Source organism: Flavobacterium aquicola, from assembly GCF_003385115.1.
Lineage (GTDB): Bacteria > Bacteroidota > Bacteroidia > Flavobacteriales > Flavobacteriaceae > Flavobacterium > Flavobacterium aquicola.
This window is the reverse complement of sequence record NZ_QUNI01000007.1, coordinates 1-23464: the sequence shown is the minus strand read 5'-3', so window position 1 is coordinate 23464 and position 23464 is coordinate 1. Positions and strand designations below refer to the sequence as shown.

The window sequence follows — 23464 nt, the reverse complement described above, 5'->3', positions numbered from 1 at the left end:
GCTATTACCAAATGTATGTTCCTACAGCTCCCCCTTCCAGTGAAGTGGTTATCCATTTTCCATTATATTTAATATTAAATAATTCGGCAGTATTTCCATCATTTACAACCAGCAGCACTTTTTTTCCTGCAGGAGTCTTGAAAGCGACATTATGCAGATTACCGACAATAGCACTCGAAATCCTTACAGAGCCAGCAGGTACAAATTTAGAAGCATGAGCAGCGATATAATATCCAACATTACGGCTTAATGATTCACTGCTTGTTATTGTTATTGCTCCTTTGCACGTTGTACACCCACCATCTGTATGTGGTCCAAAAGAACCATCATTAGCAAGGTTCCACTGCAGAGCGGTTTTACTCCAGTTACGCATTGATCCAATAATTACATTTTTTACCTGCCATTTTAAATCTCCATCAAAAGCACCTGTAGATGAAGTGTACTGTTCTGTAAAATAAACATCCTTGCCTGGAAAGGCATCGTGAACAATTGAAAGTGCGCCAATATCTCCCCCATACAAATGGAAAGCCGAACCATTTACAAAAGGGTTAGCTGCCACATCTTTTAAAATCGTAATTGGATATTGGGGGTTATCGCAATTATGATCATAAGAAACAATCTTGGTGGCAATATCTACTGCTTTAAATGCAGGGCCTAAATTATTTTTTATAAAATCGGCCTGCTGTAGAGCTGTCATAATCATACTAGGATTGTTACCCCCATGTAATGGCTCGTTTTGAGGAGTAACCGCATCGATTACGATTCCTTGAGCTTTCATTTTTTGTATGAATTTCACAAAATATTGTGCATATACCTCATAATATTCCGGTTTTAAGCTTCCTCCCATAAAACTGCCATTATCTTTCATCCAGACAGGGGCAGACCAAGGAGTACCCATTATTTTAATTTTAGGATTAATAGCTAGAATTTCTTTCAATAGCGGAATGAAATCTGCCATATCAGGTGCAAGGCTGAAGCTGTCCAAATTAACATCAGTCTGCCCAGCCGGCATATCATCATAGGTAAAAGGCGCAGCGCTCAGATCGGAAGCACCGATACTGATTCTCAAATAGCTCAGCCCTATCGAATTTTCGCCTGAACCAAATAATTCCTGCAATAATTCTTTTTTCTTCTGGGCAGTTAGCTGATTAATTACCTGTGCACTTCCGCCTGTCAGCGTAAATCCAAAACCATCAATTGTCTGATAGGTCTGAGCTTCATTAACTTCAATATTCTGATAAATATTTACCTTATTGCCAAAAGCTAAAACACCTGTCTGTTTTTTCAAAAGCACTGTCTGATCACCTTTAGTCAGCCAAAAATCTACTTCATTTTTTACTACCGGAGATGGTGTCGGAGCTGGCGCTGTCGAGTCTCCGCCTTCGTTAGAAGATGAGCAGCTGATGTGTATGGCTGAAAATGCTAATATCAAGAACAGCTTGCCTAATTGATGAATTTTTTTCATTATTATTTTATAATTTAATTTCGATACAAACACAGAATAATTTTATGGTATTTAAAAACTTTTGGTGTCCTATAAAACGGTATTTTCATCTAAATACTTAATCAATTTTTCACTAGAGCTTCTATCTCATTTAAAAAATAGAAGCTGCTAATGAAGAGGTAACTACCAAACTTAACTTAACTAAAACTTTTTTAATTGTACACCCTTATATAATCCACTTCAAGAGTAGAAGATGTAAAATCTGGATCTACCGGGCCTCCCCAAACTCCTCCCATTGCAAGATTGACAATCAGGTAAAAGTTTTTGTTGAAAGGAAATTTATCTGAATTTATAAAAGTGTAATACAATTTATCATCCACATAGAATTTGATATACGAGGCAGTCCAGTCGGCTGTATAGATATGGAATTCCGTATTATCATTAGGCACGTTAATAGTTCCTGTATCTGGAGTAGCTCCTGAACGTCCGGGAGAATGTAATGACGAATGATTAACATGCGGATCTTTTCCAACTGATTCTAAAATATCTATCTCGCCGCAGGCTGGCCATCCAGCACTTCCTATATTACTGCCCAGCATCCAGACTGCAGGCCATGTTCCAACTCCTGTAGGCAGTTTTGCTCTAATTACTACTTTGCCATAAGTAAAATCAAATTTTCCATTAGATTCTAATCTTCCAGAACTGAAATCTCCTTTTCCGTATTTTTCTTTAATGGCTTTTATTTTCAAAACACCGCCTTGTACAATTGTATTTTCAGAACGATCGGTATATGACTGCAATTCATTATTTACATGTCCAGGATCCCATATCATGAAAGTCCATTTTGTTGGATCAGGTGCTCCATCAGTATTAAACTCATCAGCCCAAACTAACTTGGATTCCACTAAAACGGTAATAGAGATTGAAGTACTCACAAATTTACCGGCATTATAAGCAGACACATATAGCACATAAGTATGAGTACCCGATGCAGTATAAGTATAAGAAAAGCTTCCGTTTGTCACTTCCTTTGTTTCTCCATTACCAAGTACTATTTTATAGGATGTTGCATTGGTCGCTGATAATTTAAAATTTACAACTCCGGTTCCGTCTCCATTTGGATTTTTTGCAGAAGCTCCAGCTATTGTGGCTATGACTTTTAGATTTGTCGGTGTATTATTTTCTGCCTCCGGTTCGTCTGAATTTGAACCACTGCAGGAAATAAACAGAAAACAATTTAGTACAATAATCAAATTAATTCTTGAAAGATATTTTTTCATTTTTTTTTCTACGTTAAAAACATTCCATTAAAAAAAATGGCCCATAATCATAGAGAATGGGCCATTCTACCAACTCAACCTAACTTAACTACTAATTAATTTCTTTAATTAAAAACAACTACAAAGACGGTCTCATTTCAATATTTTGAATTTTGATACCAGCCTTCATGTCTTCACCACCACCTCTTATTACCAGATAGGCTGTACCTGTTTGAGTAGCAGTGAATATTCCTAAATTGTTTTCTGCCTTACAGCCAACAGCTGAAATTTTCCCTGAAAAAGCAGCTGTTGCACAGCCGTCCCAAGTACTCAAAGCTCTTAATTTTCCTCCTTCTGAATAATCAGTTCCTGTTACAGGTGCAGAGTAACCGCAATACACTTCAAACCAAGTATTACTACAGCCTGTTGTTGAAGAAGTAAGCATATCGATTACATATTTTTTACCTGCTACAACATTAATTGCCTGATAAATACCATTACCAGCCCAACCACTAGCAGTTAATGTAGCCGAACCGCTTGCAAAAGCAATATTGGCACTAGAAGCTGGATTTGTAACCGTCCATTTTGACCAATCATCACTATTAGTTAATTTCCCCCCTGCAAGGATATTTCCTTTCACTGGATCTGAGGTTGCCACAACTATATCTTGAGCTAATACAGCTGTTGCACCGCCTGCACCTATAGCTGTATGAGAAATAGTATAAGTTCCAGCATCTGGTAAAGAAATTTCAAAATCCATTTTCCCTTCTGCCAATCCTGTACCAGTATCCCATAGAGATCTTATAACTCCTTTTGGCTGTGCAGCAATCCTGTATACATTCACTTTGCCTTCAACTGGTGTAACTGTAAATGACGCGTCAACACTTGCTGGAGTTAAGCCATTGTCAGTAAAAGAATCTTCAGGCTGACATCTTGTGAAATTTGCGATTGCCACAACCGCAAACAATAATAAAATTCCTTTCTTTTTAATTATATGTAAGTTCATAAAATATCATTTTAATATTAGTAATTAGGATTTTGAACGATTTTTGTGTTTGGCAAGTTATTGTAAGGTATTGGCCAGATTTCGTTTTTCCCAGCTACAAACCCTTTATCTTTTAGGGCTGTCGCTGCTGCTCCAGTACGTACTAAATCAAACCAACGGTGACCTTCTCCTGCTAGTTCCTTTCTTCTTTCTAACATGATTGCATCTTTAGAAACCGGCACTGAAGCCAAACCTACTCTCGCTCTAACTGCATCTAATAATGCTTGTGCTCTCGCTCCTGTTCCGCCAAGTGCCTCTGCCTCCATTAAATAAGTATCTGCTAAACGGATAGCATAAACGTCCTGTTTGTAATTTAATGCTGGTGCTCCTCCTCCTGATGAAGTATCAGAGTTTAATGGCGCAAATTTTTTCAAAAAATACCCAGTGTCTTGATAATGAGGCTCCCAATCAGCTTCTCCAGCTGTTTCCAATGCTTTCATATCTAATATGGTTGCATCAAAACGAGGATCTCCTTTTAGAACATTATACAAGGCAGGTGTAACTGTATTAAAACTCCATCCAGAAACATAGTCTGGAGCAGGTGAACCTCCAGATCTTGTATAGCCACGAGGCCCTACCATAATATTTATACTATTTCCTTCATCGGCACCACTACCCCAAAATCCCCAGTCTGCATTACTTTTGTCGGTATGCATAATTTCAATAATAGCTTCCGAGTTAAATTTATTGCTAATTTTCCAGAGATCCGCAAAATTGTCCAAGAGTTTGTATCCGTAAATGCTTGTGCCTCCTGGCGTACCATTTACTTCAGCTAGTTCAGTTGCAGCTAGTGCATTCTTCCCTTGATACAAGTACACTTTACCCAATAGAGCTTGAACAGAACCTTTAGTTAGACGGCCTGCTTCAGTTTTAATATCTGCCAGCTTATTAGGCAAAACTCCTTTGGCTTCCATCAAATCTTTTTCAATTTGAGCATAAACCTCCTCTGGTGAAACTTGTACTGTATTATAAGTTTGTGATGGTGAAATAGGTTGTAAAATCAAAGGAATATTTCTGAAAGTACGCACTAACTCAAAATAATAGTACGCCCGCAGTGCTTTCGTCTCTGCTGCAAAGCGTGCTTTTTTATCAGCATCCATATTAGTTTCTGGTAACTTCTCTAATAAAATATTAGCTCTTGCAATTCCTTGATAGAAATCACTCCAAAAGCTTTCCGGCATATTGATTTGATCTAACGTATAATTATCGAATGCATGAATTCCAGCTCCATCTCCAGCATTACCACCACCAGCAAAAAAATCATCAGATCCTGCATTCAGCATACAGATCATATTTTCAAACCCTTTAGACTGTTTGCCTATAATATCATAAACAGCGACTAACCCAGAATATGCCTGATTTTCGTTTTGGTAATAATTCTCCACTAAGTTGAGCCCCTTAGGTTCAACATGCAAGAATTCTTCACTGCAGGATGCTGTAAAAAGCAAACCTACAGCAATGCCTAAATATTTTATATTTTTAAATTTCATAATCTTTTTTTTTTAAAATTGTAAATTAACTCCCAACATAAGTGATTTTGCCTGAGGATAATATCCTTTATCAACACCAATTACACCACCTCCAATTTCCGGATCATAACCTGTGTATTTAGTAAATGTGAATAAATTTTCACCTGTTACATAAATTCTAGTTTTTGACAATCCCACTTTACCAATTACATCACTTGGTAAACTGTATCCTAATTGAATCGTTTTGAATCTCAAATAATCACCATCTTCTAAATAAAAATCAGATGCATTTGTAAAGTTTTTATTAGTATCTGCTGTTGATAATCTTGGATAAGAATTACTAGTTCCTTCTCCAGTCCAGCGTCCTAAAGCTGAGGTTTGATAATTGGCATTTACAACATCTAACCTTCTCAAACCTTGGAAAATCTGATTTCCAACAGCACCTTGAGCAAATACAAGTAAATCAAAATTTTTGAAATCTACGTTTAAAGTGATACCATACGTAAATTTTGGAATTGAACTTCCGATGAATGTTTTATCATCATCTGTAATTTTTCCGTCACCATTTGTATCCTGCCATCTAAAATCTCCTGGCTGAGCATTAGGCTGTATTAAGCCTCCTGAAGCATTTGTATAGGCATTAATCTCATCTTGATTCTGAAAAATCCCTTGGGTTTTATAGCCGTAAAATGAATTTATTGGCTGTCCTACCTGCGTTCTAGTAATATTACCCATACTTTGGAATGAAGCATTTCCATCTATGAACTTGATATCATTTCCTAAAAAGGTTACTTTATTTTCTACGTATGAAATATTACCTCCTAATCTAAAGTTAACTTCTCCTATTTTTTTTCTATACCCTAATTCGATATCTATACCCTTGTTTTCCATGTCAGCAATATTTGCAGAAGGATTTCCAGTACTTCCTACATAACCTGGAAGCTTGACATCTTGCAGAATTCCAGTAGTTTTTTTGTCATAAAAATCGACTGTCAGGTTAAGATCATTAAAAAATGTTGCATCAAAACCAATGTTACCTTGACTGGTTTCTTCCCATTTTAAATCAGGATTGGCTGGCGCATTTGGACTGTTTCCAATTACAACCGAACCTTGATTACCAACAGTATAATTTCGTCCACCACTAATAGTAGGTAGATATTTAAAATCACCAATGGCATCACTACCTACAATTCCATAACCACCTCTTACTTTTAGACTTGTTACAACATTATTTTCTGGCCAGAAATCTTCATTTGTAGGAACCCAGCCTAAAGAGAATGATGGAAAAACACCATATTTATTGTTGTCACCAAAACGAGACGAACCATCGCGGCGAATATTTCCTGTAAATAAATATTTTTCTTTATAATCATAAGTAGCCCTAGCAAACAAAGATGTCACAATGTGCTCAAAACCATTATAGGCTGATGCAGTAATATCATCTTTTACAGCACCGTAATTGAATGAAGCATCATCAAAATTATCGGCAGGAATATTTTTATAAGTTACATAAGTCCCAGAAGAAATATTATCAACGTATGTACCCTGACCACCCAAAACGGTAAAATTATGGTCGCCAATTTTTTTGTTATACGAAATGGTATTTTCAACTGTCCATCCAAAACCTTTATTGGTTCCTCTGCCTAAACTGTTCACGGGAGTTATAGTAGAAGAGTTCAGGTAGGATACGGGAGTAAAACTTTCTGAACCCCAATATGCTAATTTAGCACCTGCAGTACTTTTTATTTTCAATCCTTTAATCACTTCTAACTCTAAATAGGCATTTCCAACAAAGTTATCAGACCATCCATAATTCCCTAATCTAGTTTGAATATATGCTAATGGATTACTCATTTCCTGAGTAACTACCTCAGATATCCCGTATGGATTTCCATTTGCATCCCTAATAATTCCAGCCTGATTACTATATGGTGGAAGATTAGCGTCAACAGGATCCGTTACAACAAGCGGTGTAGTAGGATCAAGATTAATTGCAGAACTTAAAGGTCCGCCAAACTCACTATTTGTATTTCCTAATCCAATATTTTTCTCATTAGAATAACCAAATGTTTGACCAAAAGTCAGCCCTTTCACAATTTTATGTGTAGAATTTAAACGAAAATTCTTTCTACTGTAATCAGAAATTGGAGTAGCTACAATCCCTTCTTGGTCTAATAATCCAAAAGATACATAAAAAGTCGATGCATCGTTTCCGCCACTTATACTTAATTCATGTCCAGTTCGCAATGCACTGTCATTAAAAATAGCATCTTGCCAATCAGTTCCCTTACCATAACCTGTAGTGGATTGATAAGGAAGTGTATACGATTCGTTTGGTTTTGGAACATAACCATTAGCATAACGCTCGTTCATTAATGTAGTGTACTGAGTAGCATCCAATAAGTCTAGCTTTCTTGCTGCTTGAGAAAAACCAGCATACCCATTATAAGACACACTCATTTTACCAGATTTTCCTTTTTTGGTAGTAATAAGAATTACTCCCGCTGCGGCACGGGCACCGTATATAGCTTGAGAAGCAGCATCTTTCAAAACATCCATAGTTTCGATATCAGCTTGGTTTAAATAACCAATTCCTCCATTATCAACTACAACGCCATCAACTACCCAAAGAGGATCATTATTACCTATTGAAGTAATACCCCTTACCCTAATTGTAGAAGAAGACCCTGGCTGTCCCGCATTTGCTGCTATAGTAACTCCAGAAACTCTACCCTGCAGCGCTTGTTCTACCCTAGTAATAGGCAAATCTTTTAGTTGAGACGCTTTAACTCCTGATATTGCTCCAGTTATCAAAACCTTCTTTTGGGTACCATACCCTACTACCACAACTTCATTTAAGTCTTGTGATACAGCATACATTTTTACCTGCAGAGATGTTTGACCGTTAATTACTGTCTCAACAGTTTTGTAACCTACAAAACTAGTTAACAAAACTCCATTTTTAGGAGCATGAATTTGAAACTTACCATCAAAATCTGTAGCGACAGATGATGCTGTTCCTTTTAAAACTATGGTTGCCCCTGGTATTGGCATCCCCGTTTCATCAATCACTTTTCCGTTAACGGGCGTTTCCTGCGCATGCCCATAAGCCGAGAATAAGACCGACAAAACACAAAAAATAAATACTTTTAATAATTTCATTTTTCTGATTATTTTGGTTAAAAATTTAGTTATTTGATGCAATGTTATGTCTAAAATTTTTAATTTGAGAATTAAACATCACTACAAAATCACATCAATAACGTTATAGTAGTATTACAAAATATTATCATAAAAAAAATAAATAATTGATTTTTAACAAGTTAAAATCTAAAAAACATTACTTAAAAAAATATTAATTTTAAAAAATCATTACAATTGGCATTATTTAGATACTTTAGCAAAAAAATCGAAAAAATGAACTTTTTAAAACACAGTAATAGCACCTTTTAACAAATTCACAGCTTACATTAATTAAAAAAATAAATGAAACAATTCACGAAATCAGCCAGCCTTATTTTGCTATTTTTTTTGTTTGGCATACCTCAATTATCTTTAGGACAAGTAAAAAAAATTGGGCTTCCACAAATCAAGAATTATAGTAGAACTGACTATAAAGGAGGTACCCAAAATTGGAATATTGATCAGGATAAAAATGGAAATCTCTATTTTGGAAACAATGACGGACTGCTGCAGTTTGACGGTGCCACATGGAGCAAATACAAAGCAAAGAATTCTGATGCCATTAAATGCTTAAAAGTTGGTCCCTCTGGAAAAATATACGTAGGCTGTTACAATGAGTTTGGCTATTTCAAAGCCAATTCCAAAGGGAAACTAGAATACTTTTCAATTTCTAGCTTCTTGGATAAAAAAACGCTGAGCATAATTGATTTCATCTGGAAGATACATCTCTATAAAGATGAAGTTATTTTTCAATCATTTGATCATCTCTATATATATAAGAACAATAGAATAAAAATTATAAATGCTCCAAAAAGGTTTCAGTTTTCTTTCTTTTTCAACTCTAAGCTATATATTCAAGATATTTCATCTGGTATTTTAGAATATAAAAATGGTAAACTCAATTTCCTTAAAGGATTAAATACGCTGAATAATTCGGAAATCTGGGGGATGATTGAATTAGAAAAAAATAAGATCTTAACCGCTACTTTAGACAGGGGGCTTTTTATAATAACAAATAATCAAATTGTTCCCTGGAACACCGAAGCCAACACCTTTATAAAGAAGAATGGTTCTCTAGGGTGCATCCTTTATAAAAATAAATATGTAGTCATTAACTCAGTTCTTGATGGTATTATAGTTTGTGATCTAAAAGGAAATATCATACAGCATATTGACCGCAGTAAAGGGCTTCAAAACAATACCGTCCTTGCTTCATTTATTGACAACAGCAATAATTTATGGCTTGGGCTGGATAATGGAATTGCCTATATTAACGAAAATTCATTTCTCACCTATTTTGGGTCTAGCTATAATTTAGGAACAGTTTACTCTTCTGTCGTTCATAGAAACAATCTCTATGTCGCAACCAACCAAGGCGTTTTTTGTCATCCATGGAATACGGATTTTAAAGAAGGTTCTTTTAAACTCGTCGAAGGAACTACTACTCAGGCATGGAATGTTCAGATAATAAATGGAGAATTAATATGTGCGAGCAATAAAGGAGCTTTGCTCTTAGAGAATGGCAAGATTATTAAAAATCTGGATTCAAAAGGATATTTTGGTTTTAAACCAATACCTGATCATCCTAATTTTTTCATAGGTGCAAATTATAATGGTTTTTCTGTTTTTGAAAAAACCAGCTCGGGAATAAAATTCAGGAATAAAATTGAGGGTATTGATAAATCTTCTAATTCTTTTGAAATTGATAATGACTATTTATGGCTGAAAAAAGACCAATACCTCTATCAAATTGATTTAGAAGACAATCTGCAGAGAACTAAAACTGTTAAGATATTTACACAATATTCTAAAGAAAACCCAGGCACAGGAAGTCTTCAGCGCATAAACAATAAGATCTTTTTTCAATCGAATAATATTTTTTACACTTATTCTACAAAACAACGAAGGTTCATAAAAGATATTCCGATTACCCATATATTCAAGTCAATTCCAAAAATTACAAGACTAACAGAAGATGCCAATGGAAATATATGGTACACCTTCAAGGAATCGATGGGGGCATTAATAAAAACAGGAAACAATAAATATAAGCATGTCATTGCTCCCTTTTCGAATTTAACAGGGAAGTTAGTTGCCAATTATATGTCTATAAACACAATTGATTCAAAAAACACTTTTATAGGCTTAACAGATGGACTGGCGCATTATGATGCTACCATTGAAAATAAATCTATTTTAAAACCTATTGCTAATATAAGAAGCTTTGCTTTTCCTGGCGATACTATACTTTTAGGAAACAAACAGAACAAAAAGGAGGTGTACGAACTTCCGTATGCCTCGAATCAGGTAAAATTTACATTCTCTTCACCTTCTTACGAAAATCTTGAAAACATTGAATTCTCCTATCAGCTGGAAGGCTTTGAGGAAAACTGGAGCGCTTGGTCAAGCAGTACTATAAAAGAATATACCAATTTGAAGGAGGGCAATTATAAAATGAAAGTAAGAGCACGAAATAGCTTTAAAATCCAATCAGACGAAACTTCTACTGAATTTAGAGTATTTCCACCTTGGTACAGACATTCATTAGCTTATTTATTTTATCTGCTGCTGCTTACTTGCCTTGTGTACTATATTAGATTTAATATAAAGATGAAAATAAGGAAAAACAGATATGTCGAAACCTTAGAGCAGCGAAGATTATATTTAGAAAAAGAAACTAAAATTAAACAGGAACAATACGAGCTTGAAAAAGAAATTGAAAAGCTGGAAAACGAAAAACTGCAGATAAGATTACTCTCCAAAGACAAAGAGCTAGTAAATAACACATTGCAGGTCGTCAAGAAAAATAAAATACTAAACGGTATCATTCATAAACTAAAAGACATAAACACAAGCTCATTTGACGAAGCAACAAAAAATCAATTTACTAAACTAAACCGGAGTATTGTCAAAGAAGTAAATACAGACAAAAGCTGGAAAGATCTCGAAAAGCACCTGAAAAATGTCCACTTCGAATTTCTTAAAAAATTAAAGGAGAAACATCCTTCCATTACTCCAAGGGAAATGGATTTGGCAACCTATTTATTAATGAATATGTCAACCAAAGAAATTGCAGAATTTATGAATATATCTACAGGAGGAGTCGATTTGGCCAGATATCGATTAAGAAAAAAACTGGAACTAAATCAAAAAGAAAACTTAATCGGGTATTTCATGAGTATAAAATAGATAAAAAAGAGGCTGTCTCACTCGTGAAACAGCCTCAATTCTTTGCTGATTTGCATTACTTCTCCCAGAGTGATGATTTTAAATCATCTTAGCAGATATTGCAGCATCTTTCCTTGACCTCCAGGAGTGGCATGCAAGTCAAAATCATATAATATTTTATCGTTTCAATCAAGAAACTGCTTGTTATTTATAATTAATTTCGACAAAGACTGGAAAATGATCTGATGGATATTTCAAATCTTTAGCATCCGATAAAACAGCGTATTTATTAACTGTAAGCGCTTTTCCTTTGGATATAAAAATGTAGTCAATCAATGGTCCTGCACCTTCATTGTATTTAAAATTATTAAAAGTCCCATATGGTCCAAAAGGTTTTTCTTTCGAAACCGTTCGGGCATCATCCATTTTGCTTTTCAATGCAATTATACGTTCTGTTTCGGGTTCTGAATTGAAATCTCCCATTAAAATAACAGGATATTTGTTCTTGTTTAATTTTTCTATTCTTGATAGAATTAATTCTAGTCCCTTAGTCCTGGCTTGTTCGCCTATGTGATCCAAATGGGTATTAAAAATCCAGATCAGCTTATTATTTTTGACATTTTTTAAAAGTGCATAAGTACAGACTCTGTTGCAGGCTGCATCCCACCCCATTGAAATAACGTCGGGAGTATCGGATAACCAGAAAGTACTAGATTCTATTACTTTGAATTTTTCTTTAGCATAAAAAATATTAGAAGATTCGCCCTTTCCAATTCCATCCCTTCCTATTCCTACATACCCATATTGCGGAAGTGCATCGGCTATGTCCAATACCTGATTTGGCTTTGCTTCTTGAACCCCAAAAATGTCTGGAGCATAAAACTGAAGCTGTCCATTAAAAAAATCTTTTCGATGCGTCCAATCATTCTCCCCATCCGAAGCTACATCTAATCGAATATTATAAGTCATTATTTTTAAGGTTTGGGCTTGTACAAAAAAATTCATCAAACCAAAACAAATTGTCAAAGCAATATTTCTTTTGTTCATATTCTCAATTATTAAGATTTTATTTCATCTAATAAATTTATATAATTTATACATATGAACTCCTAAAATTAAAAAGATAAAGCGTGATTCGAAATCCCATCTATCATAGTAAAAAGCATTAAAACTCCAGTAAAAATGTAATATTTTCTATTAAAAATTATCGCTTAACATTAAATTAAGCGATAATTAACAATCTCTGCTTTAGTTATTCTTATTTAAGCAAAAAGTCTTGATTCAGATCAGCAACTCGAATTGTAAAAGTTCCTTTTTCTGCAACCCATTTTAAATCATTGTTCACAAACTGTAGATCTTTCTGATTCAAAGTAAAGGTTACTGTTTTTGATTCATTTGGTGCTAAATTAATTTTTTGAAACCTTTTCAATGATTTAAATTCAGGTGTAATAGTCGCGAAATTATCTGATAAGTACAACAAAACAGTTTCTTTTCCTGCTTTGCTTCCTGAGTTTGTTACCGTTACCGAAACATTTACATCATCTGAACTAGAAATTTCAGCTTTATCAATTTTTAAGTTTGAATATTTAAAAGTAGTGTATGACAAGCCAGTACCAAATTCAAATTGTGGTGAATAGCTCTTTTCATATTTAGCATCATCATTTTGTTCTCCTTCAGAAATACTTTCAGTATATTTTCTATTATATTTTTCTAATGAATTTGGATATTTTGGATAATTGTAAGGCAATCTTCCACTTGGATTTACATCGCCATAAAGAATATCAACCAAAGCTCTTGCTCCTTCATTTCCTGGTAAATAACATTGTAGAACTGCACTCATATGATCAGCAAAATCGCTAATCAGTCTTGGCCTTCCTTCATTTAAAACCAGAACAATTGGTTTGTTCAATTTCGCCAAAGCTAATGCCAGCTTTATTTGAGATTTACTCATGTACAAATCACTGATATCTCCAGGCGTTTCAGTATAGTTTTTTTCGCCCAGACATAATACAATTTTTGAAGCATTTTTAGCTAAATCAACTGCTTTCTGAATTTCGCCATCATCTTCAATTTCCAGGTCGGCACCTTTTGTATACAATACATTTTCTTCACCTAATTTGTTTTGAAAAGCTTCTAAAATGGTAAATTTATCTGCTGCATACGTATCTGAATTTTCGCCTTGCCAAGTATAAGACCAGCCTCCGTTCAAGTATTTCATGCTGTTGGCAGTTGCTCCTGTAACTAAAATTTTTTCATTTTTATCCAAAGGCAAAACTGACTTGTCATTTTTTAGCAATGTAATGGATTCTGCAGCTGTTTTATATGCTTCCTCAATATGTTCTGCCGAACCAAATTTGGGATAATCTTTTAAATTAGCTACCGTATTTTGAAACAAATTCAATTCAAATTTCATTTTCAAAATACGAGAAACAGCATCATCTATACGAGACATTGGCACTTCTCCTTTTTGGACTAAATCCAGTAAAAGAGTATAAAATGAATAATCCTCTGGAACCATGCTCATATCAATTCCGGCCATAACAGCCATACGGACAGCCTCTCTCTGAGTCTCTGCCACTTTGTGACGTGTGTGCAAATAAATAATATCCTTCCAATCTGTTACAATCACACCTGAAAAACCAAGCTCATTTTTAAGAATGTCGGTCAGTAAATGTTTGCTCGCATGTACCGGAGTTCCATTAATTTCTCCAGAACTTACCATAACGCTTTTTGCTCCCGCCTTAATTGCTGCCTGATAAATGGTTAAATCATATTGTCTCAAGAGGCGCTCTGGAATGATGCTGGGAGTCCTATCTTTTCCTGTTGTTGTACTGCCATAGCCAATGTAGTGTTTCATGCAGGAAGCTACGCTATATTTTGAACCAACATTGTTATCACCTTCAAAACCATCAACTAAAGCAACTGCCATTTGGGATGATAAATAAGCATCTTCGCCAAAGGATTCCCACATTCTAGACCAAGCAGGATTTCTAGGAAAATCCAAGTCGGGCGAAAACACCCAAGGGATGGAAGAAGCTCTAGTTTCATAAGCCGAAATTTGCGCACTGCGCTTTACCAACTCAGTATTAAATGTAGCTGCTAAACCAATTTGCTGAGGAAACAATGTTGCCCCGGTAGTATAACTTGCTCCATGAATAGCATCTATACCATATAAAACAGGGATTTTGAGCCTTGTTTTAATTGCTTCGCCTGATATAACATTCATCGTTTCCTGCCATTTTTGCAGAGTTGGAGCGCCTGGATTTGGCACATTCAATATGGAACCAATATGATGGGTTTGGATTCCATTTTTTAATTTTTCGATATCGAATACACCTTTTGCACCTTGCTTTTCAAATATGGTAACGGTGATTTGAGTCATTTGTCCCACTTTTTCTTCCAATGTCATCTTTGAAATTAATTCCGAAACTTTAGCATTAATTTCAGCTGACTTTGCATTTGAAGATTGAGACCATGATACGCTGTAAAAGGATAAAGCGCAAATAAATAGAATTTTCTTTTTCATTTTTATTACTTTTCAGAAGACCTTAAAATCTTCAATTTTAATTATGTTAATATACTAATGTTTGAATGCCATGCGCTGGAATCTGCAATTTGGCTTTCGAATCATGCACAAATAAATTATAGTCCACAGGATTGTTGGTTGCATTCATAATAACAGTTACTACTTTGCCATCAGTATTGATAAACGAAGTACTCGACAAAGTCGTTCTGCTCACTGCTGAACTTACTCTTTTTGCATTCTGTTTTATAAATTTAGAAAAATGTCCAATATAATAATACGAAGGAGTGTATATTAATTCTCCTGTACTGGTATCGGCATGAATTGGTGCAAAACAGAAATTACCAACATGATTTGGACCTCCATGCTGGTCTAATAAAATATTCCAGTCCGTCCAGGCAGCAGTTCCATTATTGAAATCATTAATCATAGCAATTCCATAACGTTCCGCATTTGTCCAAAATTGGTATTTTGCTGCATCAAATTTCTCTAGGCAGCCTTCTGTAAACATTAAATTTTTATCTGGATAAGCTTCTTTAACTTTCTTAACATTATCAAAATTTTGCGAAGCACCAGTCCAGGTTTCATACCAGTGAAAACCTAAGCCCCATACATATCTTGACGCATCAGGATCTGAATAAATTACATTAGCTCTATGATACATCAAATCACGATTATGATCCCATATCACAATTTTTTTATCACCCAATCCTTCTTTTTTCAAAGTAGGTCCCAAATAATTTTTAATAAAATCTCTCTCTCCTTCAGCAGTATACAAACACGATTCCCAAGTTTGTGTAGCTAAAGGCTCATTTTGAGTTGAAGTGCCCCAAATTGGAACTCCCTCCTTCTCATATGCCTTAATAAATTTAGTATAGTAATTGGCCCACTCCTGATAAAACTCAGGAAGCAAAACTCCTCCTTTAAGCATATTATTAGTGGTTTTCATAAATGCTGGCGGCGACCAAGGAGTAGCATAGGTCAATAATTTTCCTCCAGCGATGGCAATAGCTCTTTTAATCATTGGAAGGCGGTATTTTTTATCCGGATCAATAGAAAATGTTTTTAAGTCTTTGTCTCCCTCGTTTATATAAGTATAGCTGCCACTCCCAAAATCAGAGCTATGAATGGTTGTTCTCAATAGTGAGTAGCCAATTCCTTTCTCTGAAGAATAATAAGCATTTAAGAGTTCCTCCTGTTTTTCTTTTGATAATTGAGCAAAAATTTCGGCACTTGCATCTGTTATCGCCCCTCCAATTCCAATAAAATCCTGAAAGGTGATATCAGGTTCAACAAATACGGCAATTTCAGTTTCTATAGGTTGTCTAGAAGGTTCAAACTTCAAATTTGCAGTAGAGGTTAAACGGTTTTTTGTATTCTCGGCTGTAGTGTATACTAAAATTTCTTTGTTTGATGTGGTATATTTAATGTTTTGTTTTTGGCTTTTCTGCTGTGAAAAAGCAGACAAAGAAAAGCAAACAAAAATAATTATTAAGTCATTTTTTTTCATTGCCTTATTATTCTTTTTTATATTTCAATCTTTTAGAATCATCACATCAATTAAAAAATAGCTCATAATCACTACGATAATGAGCTATTTAAAACCTAACTAATTTAACTCAAAACTCAAATTAATCTTTATGTAATATAATCTACTCTCTACAAACACTTTTGCAAAAAAAGTAAATAAATAACATTTTTTAGTTTTTATCAACGTGTAATAAACTAAAAGCAGTATTTTAAAAACACTGCTTTTAGCTACAATAATAAATTACCAATTTGGATTTTGCACCATCAATTTGTTATTCTTAACTTCAGTATCTGGTATTGGAAACAAGTTATGTTTACCTTCGAAAAAGTTTCCGTTTTTAGTAAACCCTTGGCCTTTCAATACAGTTGCAGCATCTCCCCAACGAACTAAATCAAGAAATCTGAAACCCTCAAATGCTAATTCCAATTTTCTCTCTGTTTTAATTGCATCCATGTTGATAGCTTTAAATGGCAAGCCTACCCTATCACGCACTAAATTTAAATAACCTTGTGCCACCCCTGTATTGCTAGCCAAAAAGTTTGCCTCAGCAGCCATTAATAAAACGTCTGCATATCTAATTGCTCGAATGTTTGTACCATAGTTTAATGCAGTAGCAGGTCCTGCAGTTTCAGCAGTTAATGTACCATATTTAAGTCTGAAGTAGCCATCCATTCCCCATTGTTCTCCAGGTGCCGCTGTCCATTCTCCACCTTCAGCCTCTAATTCAGCCACTGATAATATTGAGGCCTTTCTTCTAACAACATCCCCTTCATCAATAAAAGCCTGTGCTAATTTAGCAGTCGGGTAATTAAATCCCCAGCCATCTGCAAGTCCAGTATCCCCGCCATCAAATTTAGTATCTCTTGGCCCCATCAATTGCCAGTTAATTTGATTTTCCATAGCGCGGCTTCCTCCCCATTGAAAATTACCCCAATCATTCCCGCCAGTTTCACTATAACCAATTTCAAATAAAGATTCTACACCAAATTCCTGTCCTTTTAAGAATATCTTTGAGTAATCTGGTACTAGTGCGTATTCTGCTGATTTAATCACTTCATCAAAAGCCTTAGCTGATTCTGCATACTTTTTTTGATATAAAAAAGCCTTTCCTTTCAAAGCCCAAGCAGTACCTTGTGACATTCTAAAACGCATTGCTGCGGAGTACTCACTCTTTTTAGGCAGGTTTGGAATCGCTTCATCTAAGTCTTTATGTATTTGAGCATACACTTCCTCTGGTGTAGATTTTGCCATTGCAAACTCACTTCCTGTAGTTTGCTTCAGTCTTATTGGCACACCGCCCCACATTGAAACCAATTCAAAGTAACAGTAAGCTCTCAGAGCCTTAGCTTCTGCTATCAAATGCACTCTTGTTGGAGTATCTCCCACTGCAATGTTAATAATTGCATTAGCTCTCATTATACCAAAATACATTCCTTGAAATGAATGTTCAATTGGTTTGTTTTCTGCTGTATATGAGAAATTATCCAATTCCTGGTATGCTGGCTGATCCGCTTGGTCACCACCTCCTGCATGTGATTCATCAGAAGGAAACGCTCTTACAACAAACATGGAATTCCAGTCTGTGCCATAAGCCCATTGTAAAGCATCATAACAGGCCAAAACACCTTCCTGCAAATCTTGATCCGTCTTATAATAATCACTCGCATCTATAAGACCATAAGATGGTTTGTCTAAGAAATCTTTGTCACAAGCAGTTAGCATCAATACTAAACCTGTAATAATTGATAATTTATAAATTATTCTTTTCATTGTTATATAATTATAGTAATTGTCGTAAAATTAAAATGTTGCTGATAGGCCTGTCATAAAACGGCTAGCTGTAGGATATAAACCTCTGTCAATACCCTGAGAGTTGTTATTAAAACTTCCTACCTCTGGATCAATTCCTTTGTACTTAGTAAATGTAAACCAATCATCTAACGATAAATAAAATCTTAAGCTTGTCATTCCCAGTTGTTTAATTAAACCACTTTTAAAATTATATCCTAACTGAATTTGTTTAATTTTTACATAAGACGCATCTTGAACCATTAAATCACTAGAATAGGTATACGGGTCTGATGTAGAAGCTCTTGGAAAACTATTGGTACTTCCTTCTTTAGTCCATCTGTCATTATAAAAGAATGATGGGCGATTGGTGTAAGAAAGGTCAGTTCTAGATAATGCCATAAAGTTTTCACCTCCAAAAGCACCTTGCAAAAACAATTTAAAATCAAAACCTTTATAGTCTAAATCAATAGTTGAAGCAATCATAAAATCTGGATGAGGGGATCCAATATATGTTTTATCGCTAGAATTGATATCACCATCACCATTTGCATCAACTACAATTGGATCTCCAGGTACTGGACTGTAAGTTGTAACATGACCTAAACTTGCTTTGTAAGCGTCAATTTGCGCCTGATTTTGGTAAATACCATCTGTTTTATATCCTCTAAAGTACCAAACTGGCTGACCTAATTCAAAAACGGTAACAGTTCCTAATGTTGGAATCTCTGCTCCATTCACTCTATCAAGTAAAGGATTCAAATAGGTAACTTCATTTTTCATAGTAGTGAAATTAAAGTTTATGCCATAACCGAAATCTTTCTTTTGTTCTCTCCACCCTAATTCTATTTCAATTCCTTTATTAGTCACATCTCCAGCATTTGCATATGGTGGCAATTGACCTATTGACGGAGGAGGCGATGAAGGTGTTAATAAATCTTTAGTTACTTTGTTATAATAATCAAAACCTAATGTTAATCTATTCTCTAAAGCTCTTACATCAAATCCAAAATCAGTCTGCTCAGTTGTTTCCCATGTAATATTTTCATTAGGTAAAACTTTTAACTCTCCAACAGGAAGATAGTTACCAAGTGCATCAGGATATTTTAAACCATCTTTTGTAATAAGTGCGTTCCATTGACCAGCACTAATATTAGATGTTGATCCATTTTGTCCCCAAGAAGCTCTAAACTTTAACTGATTAATAGCTTCAACCTTCCAAAAAGCTTCATTTGAAATCACCCATCCTGCAGATACCGCCGGGAAATAACCTGCACGCTTATCTGGTGCAAAAAGTGAGGAATTGTCATTTCTCAAAGAAGCTTGAAACAAATATCTATTATCATAGGAATAAGTAACACGTCCAAAATAAGAATTCATAGACGTAGGGTATTTATTTCCAGCAACAGTACCTTTTACAGGAGTTTCTCCAACTTGCGCCCAAGTATCACCTTCTTTAATCATACCGCTGGTAGTAGTATTCAAATAACTAGATTCAGTTTCTTGAGCCGACATTCCTAACATACCAGAGAATTCATGTTTATCAATTGTTTTGCTGTAAGTTGCAAAATTTTCCCAAAGCCAAGTTTTAAACTCAGAATGGTTGAATGTCTTAGTATTTGTATCGGTTTGTTTTTGTGAATTCCACCAGTATTTTGGATTCCAATCCTCAAAATTAGTAAAACGCTGCTCAATACCATAACGTGTAGTAATAACAAGTCCGCTAATAGGTTTGATATTAGCATAAACATTCCCTATAATTTTAGTTTCAACATTTTGACCATTATCAATAGCAATCTGACCCACTGGATTCGCAATTTCTCCCTGAACATATTGAGAAAGACCGTAATATTCTCCATTTCCATTCTTTATTAGAGGGCGATTATCAGTTAAATATGTCTGTACATGCGCAGGCAAAGTACTTCCACTTGGATAATAAACAGGAGTTGTAGGATCCAACAGCATAGCATGATTCATAACTCCATTGAAACTATCATCTTCTGTGAAAGCCTTACGCTTGTTTACAGAATAAGAGAAATTTTCACCTGCTTCAAGATACTTACTAATTTTATGATTAGAGTTAAATCTCACGGTAGTACGATTGAAATTGGTTTTATCCCCTCCAAAAAGCCCATCTTGAGTAAAAAAGTTACCTGAAAGCATAAATGTTGATACCTCATTCCCGCCAGATATCTGAAGAGTAGTGTGGGACATAGGCGCAGCGTCTTCTGCAGCTTCATCAACCCAATTAGTTCCTCTTTTACCAGACCATTCTGTAACGCTCGGGTGAGCTCCAGATGGGTTAGTTTCATTAATCCAATGAACATACTCATTAGCATCCATCATATCCAGTTTAGTTCTTAGAGATTGAAAACCAAATTGCGTACTGAATGACACATTCATAGAACCAGCTTTACCTTTTTTAGTTGTAACCATTACAACGCCATTACCTCCATCAGCTCCATAAATTGCTGCTGAAGCAGCATCTTTTAAAATCTCAATCTTCTCTATATCGTTTGGATCCAAGTAATCAATATTACTGGTACGCATTCCATCTACAACATAAATTGGATCGGAATTACCATTTGATCCAGCACCACGAATACGAATCTTAGTCCCCGCTCCTGGAGCACCTGACTGAGGTAAAACCGTAACACCAGCTGTTTGCCCTTGCAATGCCTGTGCAGTATTACCAACGGATAAGTGAGATAACTGATCCGCTTTTATTGAAGAAATTGCTCCTGTTACAACACTCTTTTTTTGAGTACCATACCCAACAACTACAACTTCATTCAAATTTTGTGATTCAGATTTTAACTGCACTGTAATTTGAGTTCTACCGTCAATCTGTACATTTGAAGTTCCATACCCAATAAAACTAATCGTTAAAGTACCGTCTGATGGTGCTTTAATTTCAAACTTACCATCAAAATCTGAGGAAGCAGCTGTAGCTGTCCCTTTTATTAAAATAGAAGCTCCCGGAATAGGCATTCCTTTTTCATCATTCACTTTTCCATTTATAGTTATGTCCTGCGCTTGCATGATAACCGTAAAAAGTAATGAAGAAACACAAAAAATAAACAATCTTGTTAATTTCATTTTTCTTAAAATTTTGGTTAATTAATTAATAATTTGAAGCAATAATAAGACAAAAATAATAATATCAGTAATATAAAAACTTTACAAAAACACATCAAATCAAGAAATACTCCATTATAAAAACACATCATAAGATATATAAAAAACTAAAAATCAATTATTTAAAATGTAAAATAATTTGTTATTAAATTGTTAATTTATTAAATAAACCTACAAAATTACAAATTCAAAATAGGACCATATTTATAAGATAAATAATATATAAAAAATAGGTAATAATGTTAAAATAATATCAGTACTGAGTATTATGCAAAAATTTCATACATTAACTAATAAATTAGCAATATCACCCACCTGAACGAAATATTTTATTTATATGATTTTTAAAGATTATTAAGTAGATAAATATCCCGTACTTAATTAATAATAACATTATAAAATCTTAATTCAATAAATTCTTCTCACATTATTAATGTTTAAAATGAAAATGATGATTAATTCACTTTATGTGTAATATAAACTAATCGAACTCTCGAGATTAAAACTTTCTAAACATGAAAACAACTGATAGTTTATTTATATAATCTAAGCATTAATTTGTAGTAAATTATCTTGAATAATTATAGGTTCTCACAATGAAATGATTCATGAGGGATCAATTATTTTATTCAAGTTTTATAACACCTATTCATATGTAATAAAATGCACAAAAAATTAGAGCTTTTATTCTAATATTTTGCTTAAAGAGATTCATTTCCAACTACTGTATTTAATAACTTGTAAATATCCTGAAAACAAAATGAAAAAGGTCCATATCAGCATCAGGAATACTTTTGTAGGAGTTAAGAGATCAGCCATAACAAAAGACAGAATTCAAATAGCATTTCATTTTATAGATGAAAAATTAGTGATGCATTGGCATTGAAAAAAGAAATCAACAAAACATCTACTGTAACACTGTCATATGAAGTCAGCATATCTCAAAACCTATACAGATTTGATTTTCCATTTCAATAAATTCTTTGCACTAAGTAAGCTTAAGTTACTATGAATGTTTAAATTACCTTCTAAACATCCGAAACATCTATAAAATTTATTGATCTGGGTATTCTACCAGCATTCAAAATACAAGAAGATGTAAGACAATACCTTCTTGCTAGATGATAGACGACCTTCTAATCATTTTTATGGATGTACCAGTACCATCCTGTTTAGATATTATATCATTTTTGGTTAATGAACTTCCTATACTACCCTTCCCATTGACCAGTTCTATGAGCTATAATTACCTTTTAACATTCTGAATAAATGTGGTGGATTTTAACGGCAATCTAATTAAGTTCAAAACCAAATCTATGCTGAGGGTTCTAGGTACTATACATCCGTAAGATATGAACCTAGCATTCTTTAGAGACTTGGCGAGGAAATTTTAATAGCTTTTACAGATGCTTTGTCTCCATCGGATATAATCCTTTTTATTTTGATTCCCATATTCAAAAGATTCAAAAAACCTTCAGCGATCTCTTCAAAATGTTCTCTATTAGTCATTATGTAAAGTTGTATTAACTCAAAATGAAAGCATTTACAAACTACTAAGCAAATGTCATTTGAAAAATAAGCTCCATCAAAAACCAATATGCCTCATTAATGAAACCCAATTCCAAAAGTGGAGACTTTATCAAAGAAATCTTTTTCAATTATCCAATAAATTACCTATTGGGAATCAGAAACATTTTTATCATTTGAGATAAATAATTACCAACACTTTACATTTAAATCCCTCTTTGTTTTCCTGATTATCCATTTTATTATTTAGGAGGCTTTTTCAAGTTGGGTAGTGCTTTTTTTGAGTTTTTTATAACTAAACCACTCTGCACTGAAAGTGCAGAGGTTTGTTTTACGAGGGACTGAAAGTCCCTCATTTTTTCATTCGAGAATGAAATTTGAATTATCAT

The 23464-nt window shown here is 34.4% G+C and carries 12 protein-coding genes; 1 reads left to right on the top strand and 11 read right to left on the bottom strand.

The window, feature by feature from the left end; genetic code table 11:
- Window positions 1–4: 4 nt before the first annotated feature.
- The 5 genes from C8P67_RS12810 to C8P67_RS12790 all read right to left on the bottom strand — a co-directional run bounded on the left by C8P67_RS12810 (window position 5) and on the right by C8P67_RS12790 (window position 8379).
- Window positions 5–1465, bottom strand: coding sequence for a glycoside hydrolase family 30 protein (locus C8P67_RS12810; RefSeq protein ID WP_115813581.1), 1461 nt, complete (start codon window positions 1463–1465; stop codon window positions 5–7).
- Between the two features lie 191 nt (window positions 1466–1656).
- The gene (locus C8P67_RS12805) at window positions 1657–2724 is read right to left on the bottom strand and encodes a glycoside hydrolase family 16 protein (protein ID WP_115813580.1); all 1068 of its coding nucleotides are present in this window, start codon (window positions 2722–2724) and stop codon (window positions 1657–1659) included.
- A 118-nt stretch (window positions 2725–2842) separates the two neighbouring features.
- A complete protein-coding gene (locus tag C8P67_RS12800) occupies window positions 2843–3709 on the bottom strand; it encodes a hypothetical protein (RefSeq protein ID WP_115813579.1) in 867 nt (288 codons plus the stop codon).
- Between the two features lie 17 nt (window positions 3710–3726).
- Window positions 3727–5238, bottom strand: coding sequence for a RagB/SusD family nutrient uptake outer membrane protein (locus C8P67_RS12795; RefSeq protein ID WP_115813578.1), 1512 nt, complete (start codon window positions 5236–5238; stop codon window positions 3727–3729).
- 12 nt (window positions 5239–5250) lie between these two features.
- Window positions 5251–8379 (bottom strand): SusC/RagA family TonB-linked outer membrane protein, encoded by a 3129-nt coding sequence (locus C8P67_RS12790; protein WP_115813577.1) that lies wholly within the window; start codon window positions 8377–8379, stop codon window positions 5251–5253.
- Window positions 8380–8703: 324 nt separating this feature from the next.
- On the opposite strand from C8P67_RS12790, the gene C8P67_RS12785 reads away from it, so the two are divergent.
- Window positions 8704–11589, top strand: coding sequence for a helix-turn-helix and ligand-binding sensor domain-containing protein (locus tag C8P67_RS12785; RefSeq protein ID WP_115813576.1), 2886 nt, complete (start codon window positions 8704–8706; stop codon window positions 11587–11589).
- Between the two features lie 183 nt (window positions 11590–11772).
- Here the strand turns inward: C8P67_RS12785 and C8P67_RS12780 are convergent, their stop codons facing one another.
- The 6 genes from C8P67_RS12780 to C8P67_RS22140 all read right to left on the bottom strand — a co-directional run bounded on the left by C8P67_RS12780 (window position 11773) and on the right by C8P67_RS22140 (window position 23057).
- Window positions 11773–12615: an endonuclease/exonuclease/phosphatase family protein gene (locus tag C8P67_RS12780; protein ID WP_115813575.1), complete on the bottom strand. Its 843-nt coding sequence runs from the start codon at window positions 12613–12615 to the stop codon at window positions 11773–11775.
- 211 nt (window positions 12616–12826) lie between these two features.
- Complete coding sequence (locus tag C8P67_RS12775; protein WP_115813574.1) at window positions 12827–15094, bottom strand: glycoside hydrolase family 3 N-terminal domain-containing protein; 2268 nt, start codon at window positions 15092–15094, stop codon at window positions 12827–12829.
- A gap of 46 nt (window positions 15095–15140) precedes the next feature.
- Window positions 15141–16601 carry a glycoside hydrolase family 30 protein gene (locus tag C8P67_RS12770; RefSeq protein WP_115813573.1) on the bottom strand — a complete coding sequence of 487 codons (1461 nt, stop codon included), beginning with the start codon at window positions 16599–16601 and terminating at the stop codon, window positions 15141–15143.
- 261 nt (window positions 16602–16862) lie between these two features.
- On the bottom strand, window positions 16863–18392 hold the full coding sequence (locus C8P67_RS12765) for a RagB/SusD family nutrient uptake outer membrane protein (RefSeq protein ID WP_115813572.1): 1530 nt from the start codon (window positions 18390–18392) through the stop codon (window positions 16863–16865).
- Window positions 18393–18422: 30 nt separating this feature from the next.
- On the bottom strand, window positions 18423–21509 hold the full coding sequence (locus tag C8P67_RS12760) for a SusC/RagA family TonB-linked outer membrane protein (RefSeq protein ID WP_115813571.1): 3087 nt from the start codon (window positions 21507–21509) through the stop codon (window positions 18423–18425).
- A gap of 1407 nt (window positions 21510–22916) precedes the next feature.
- Window positions 22917–23057: a hypothetical protein gene (locus C8P67_RS22140; protein ID WP_170141462.1), complete on the bottom strand. Its 141-nt coding sequence runs from the start codon at window positions 23055–23057 to the stop codon at window positions 22917–22919.
- Window positions 23058–23464: the final 407 nt, after the last annotated feature.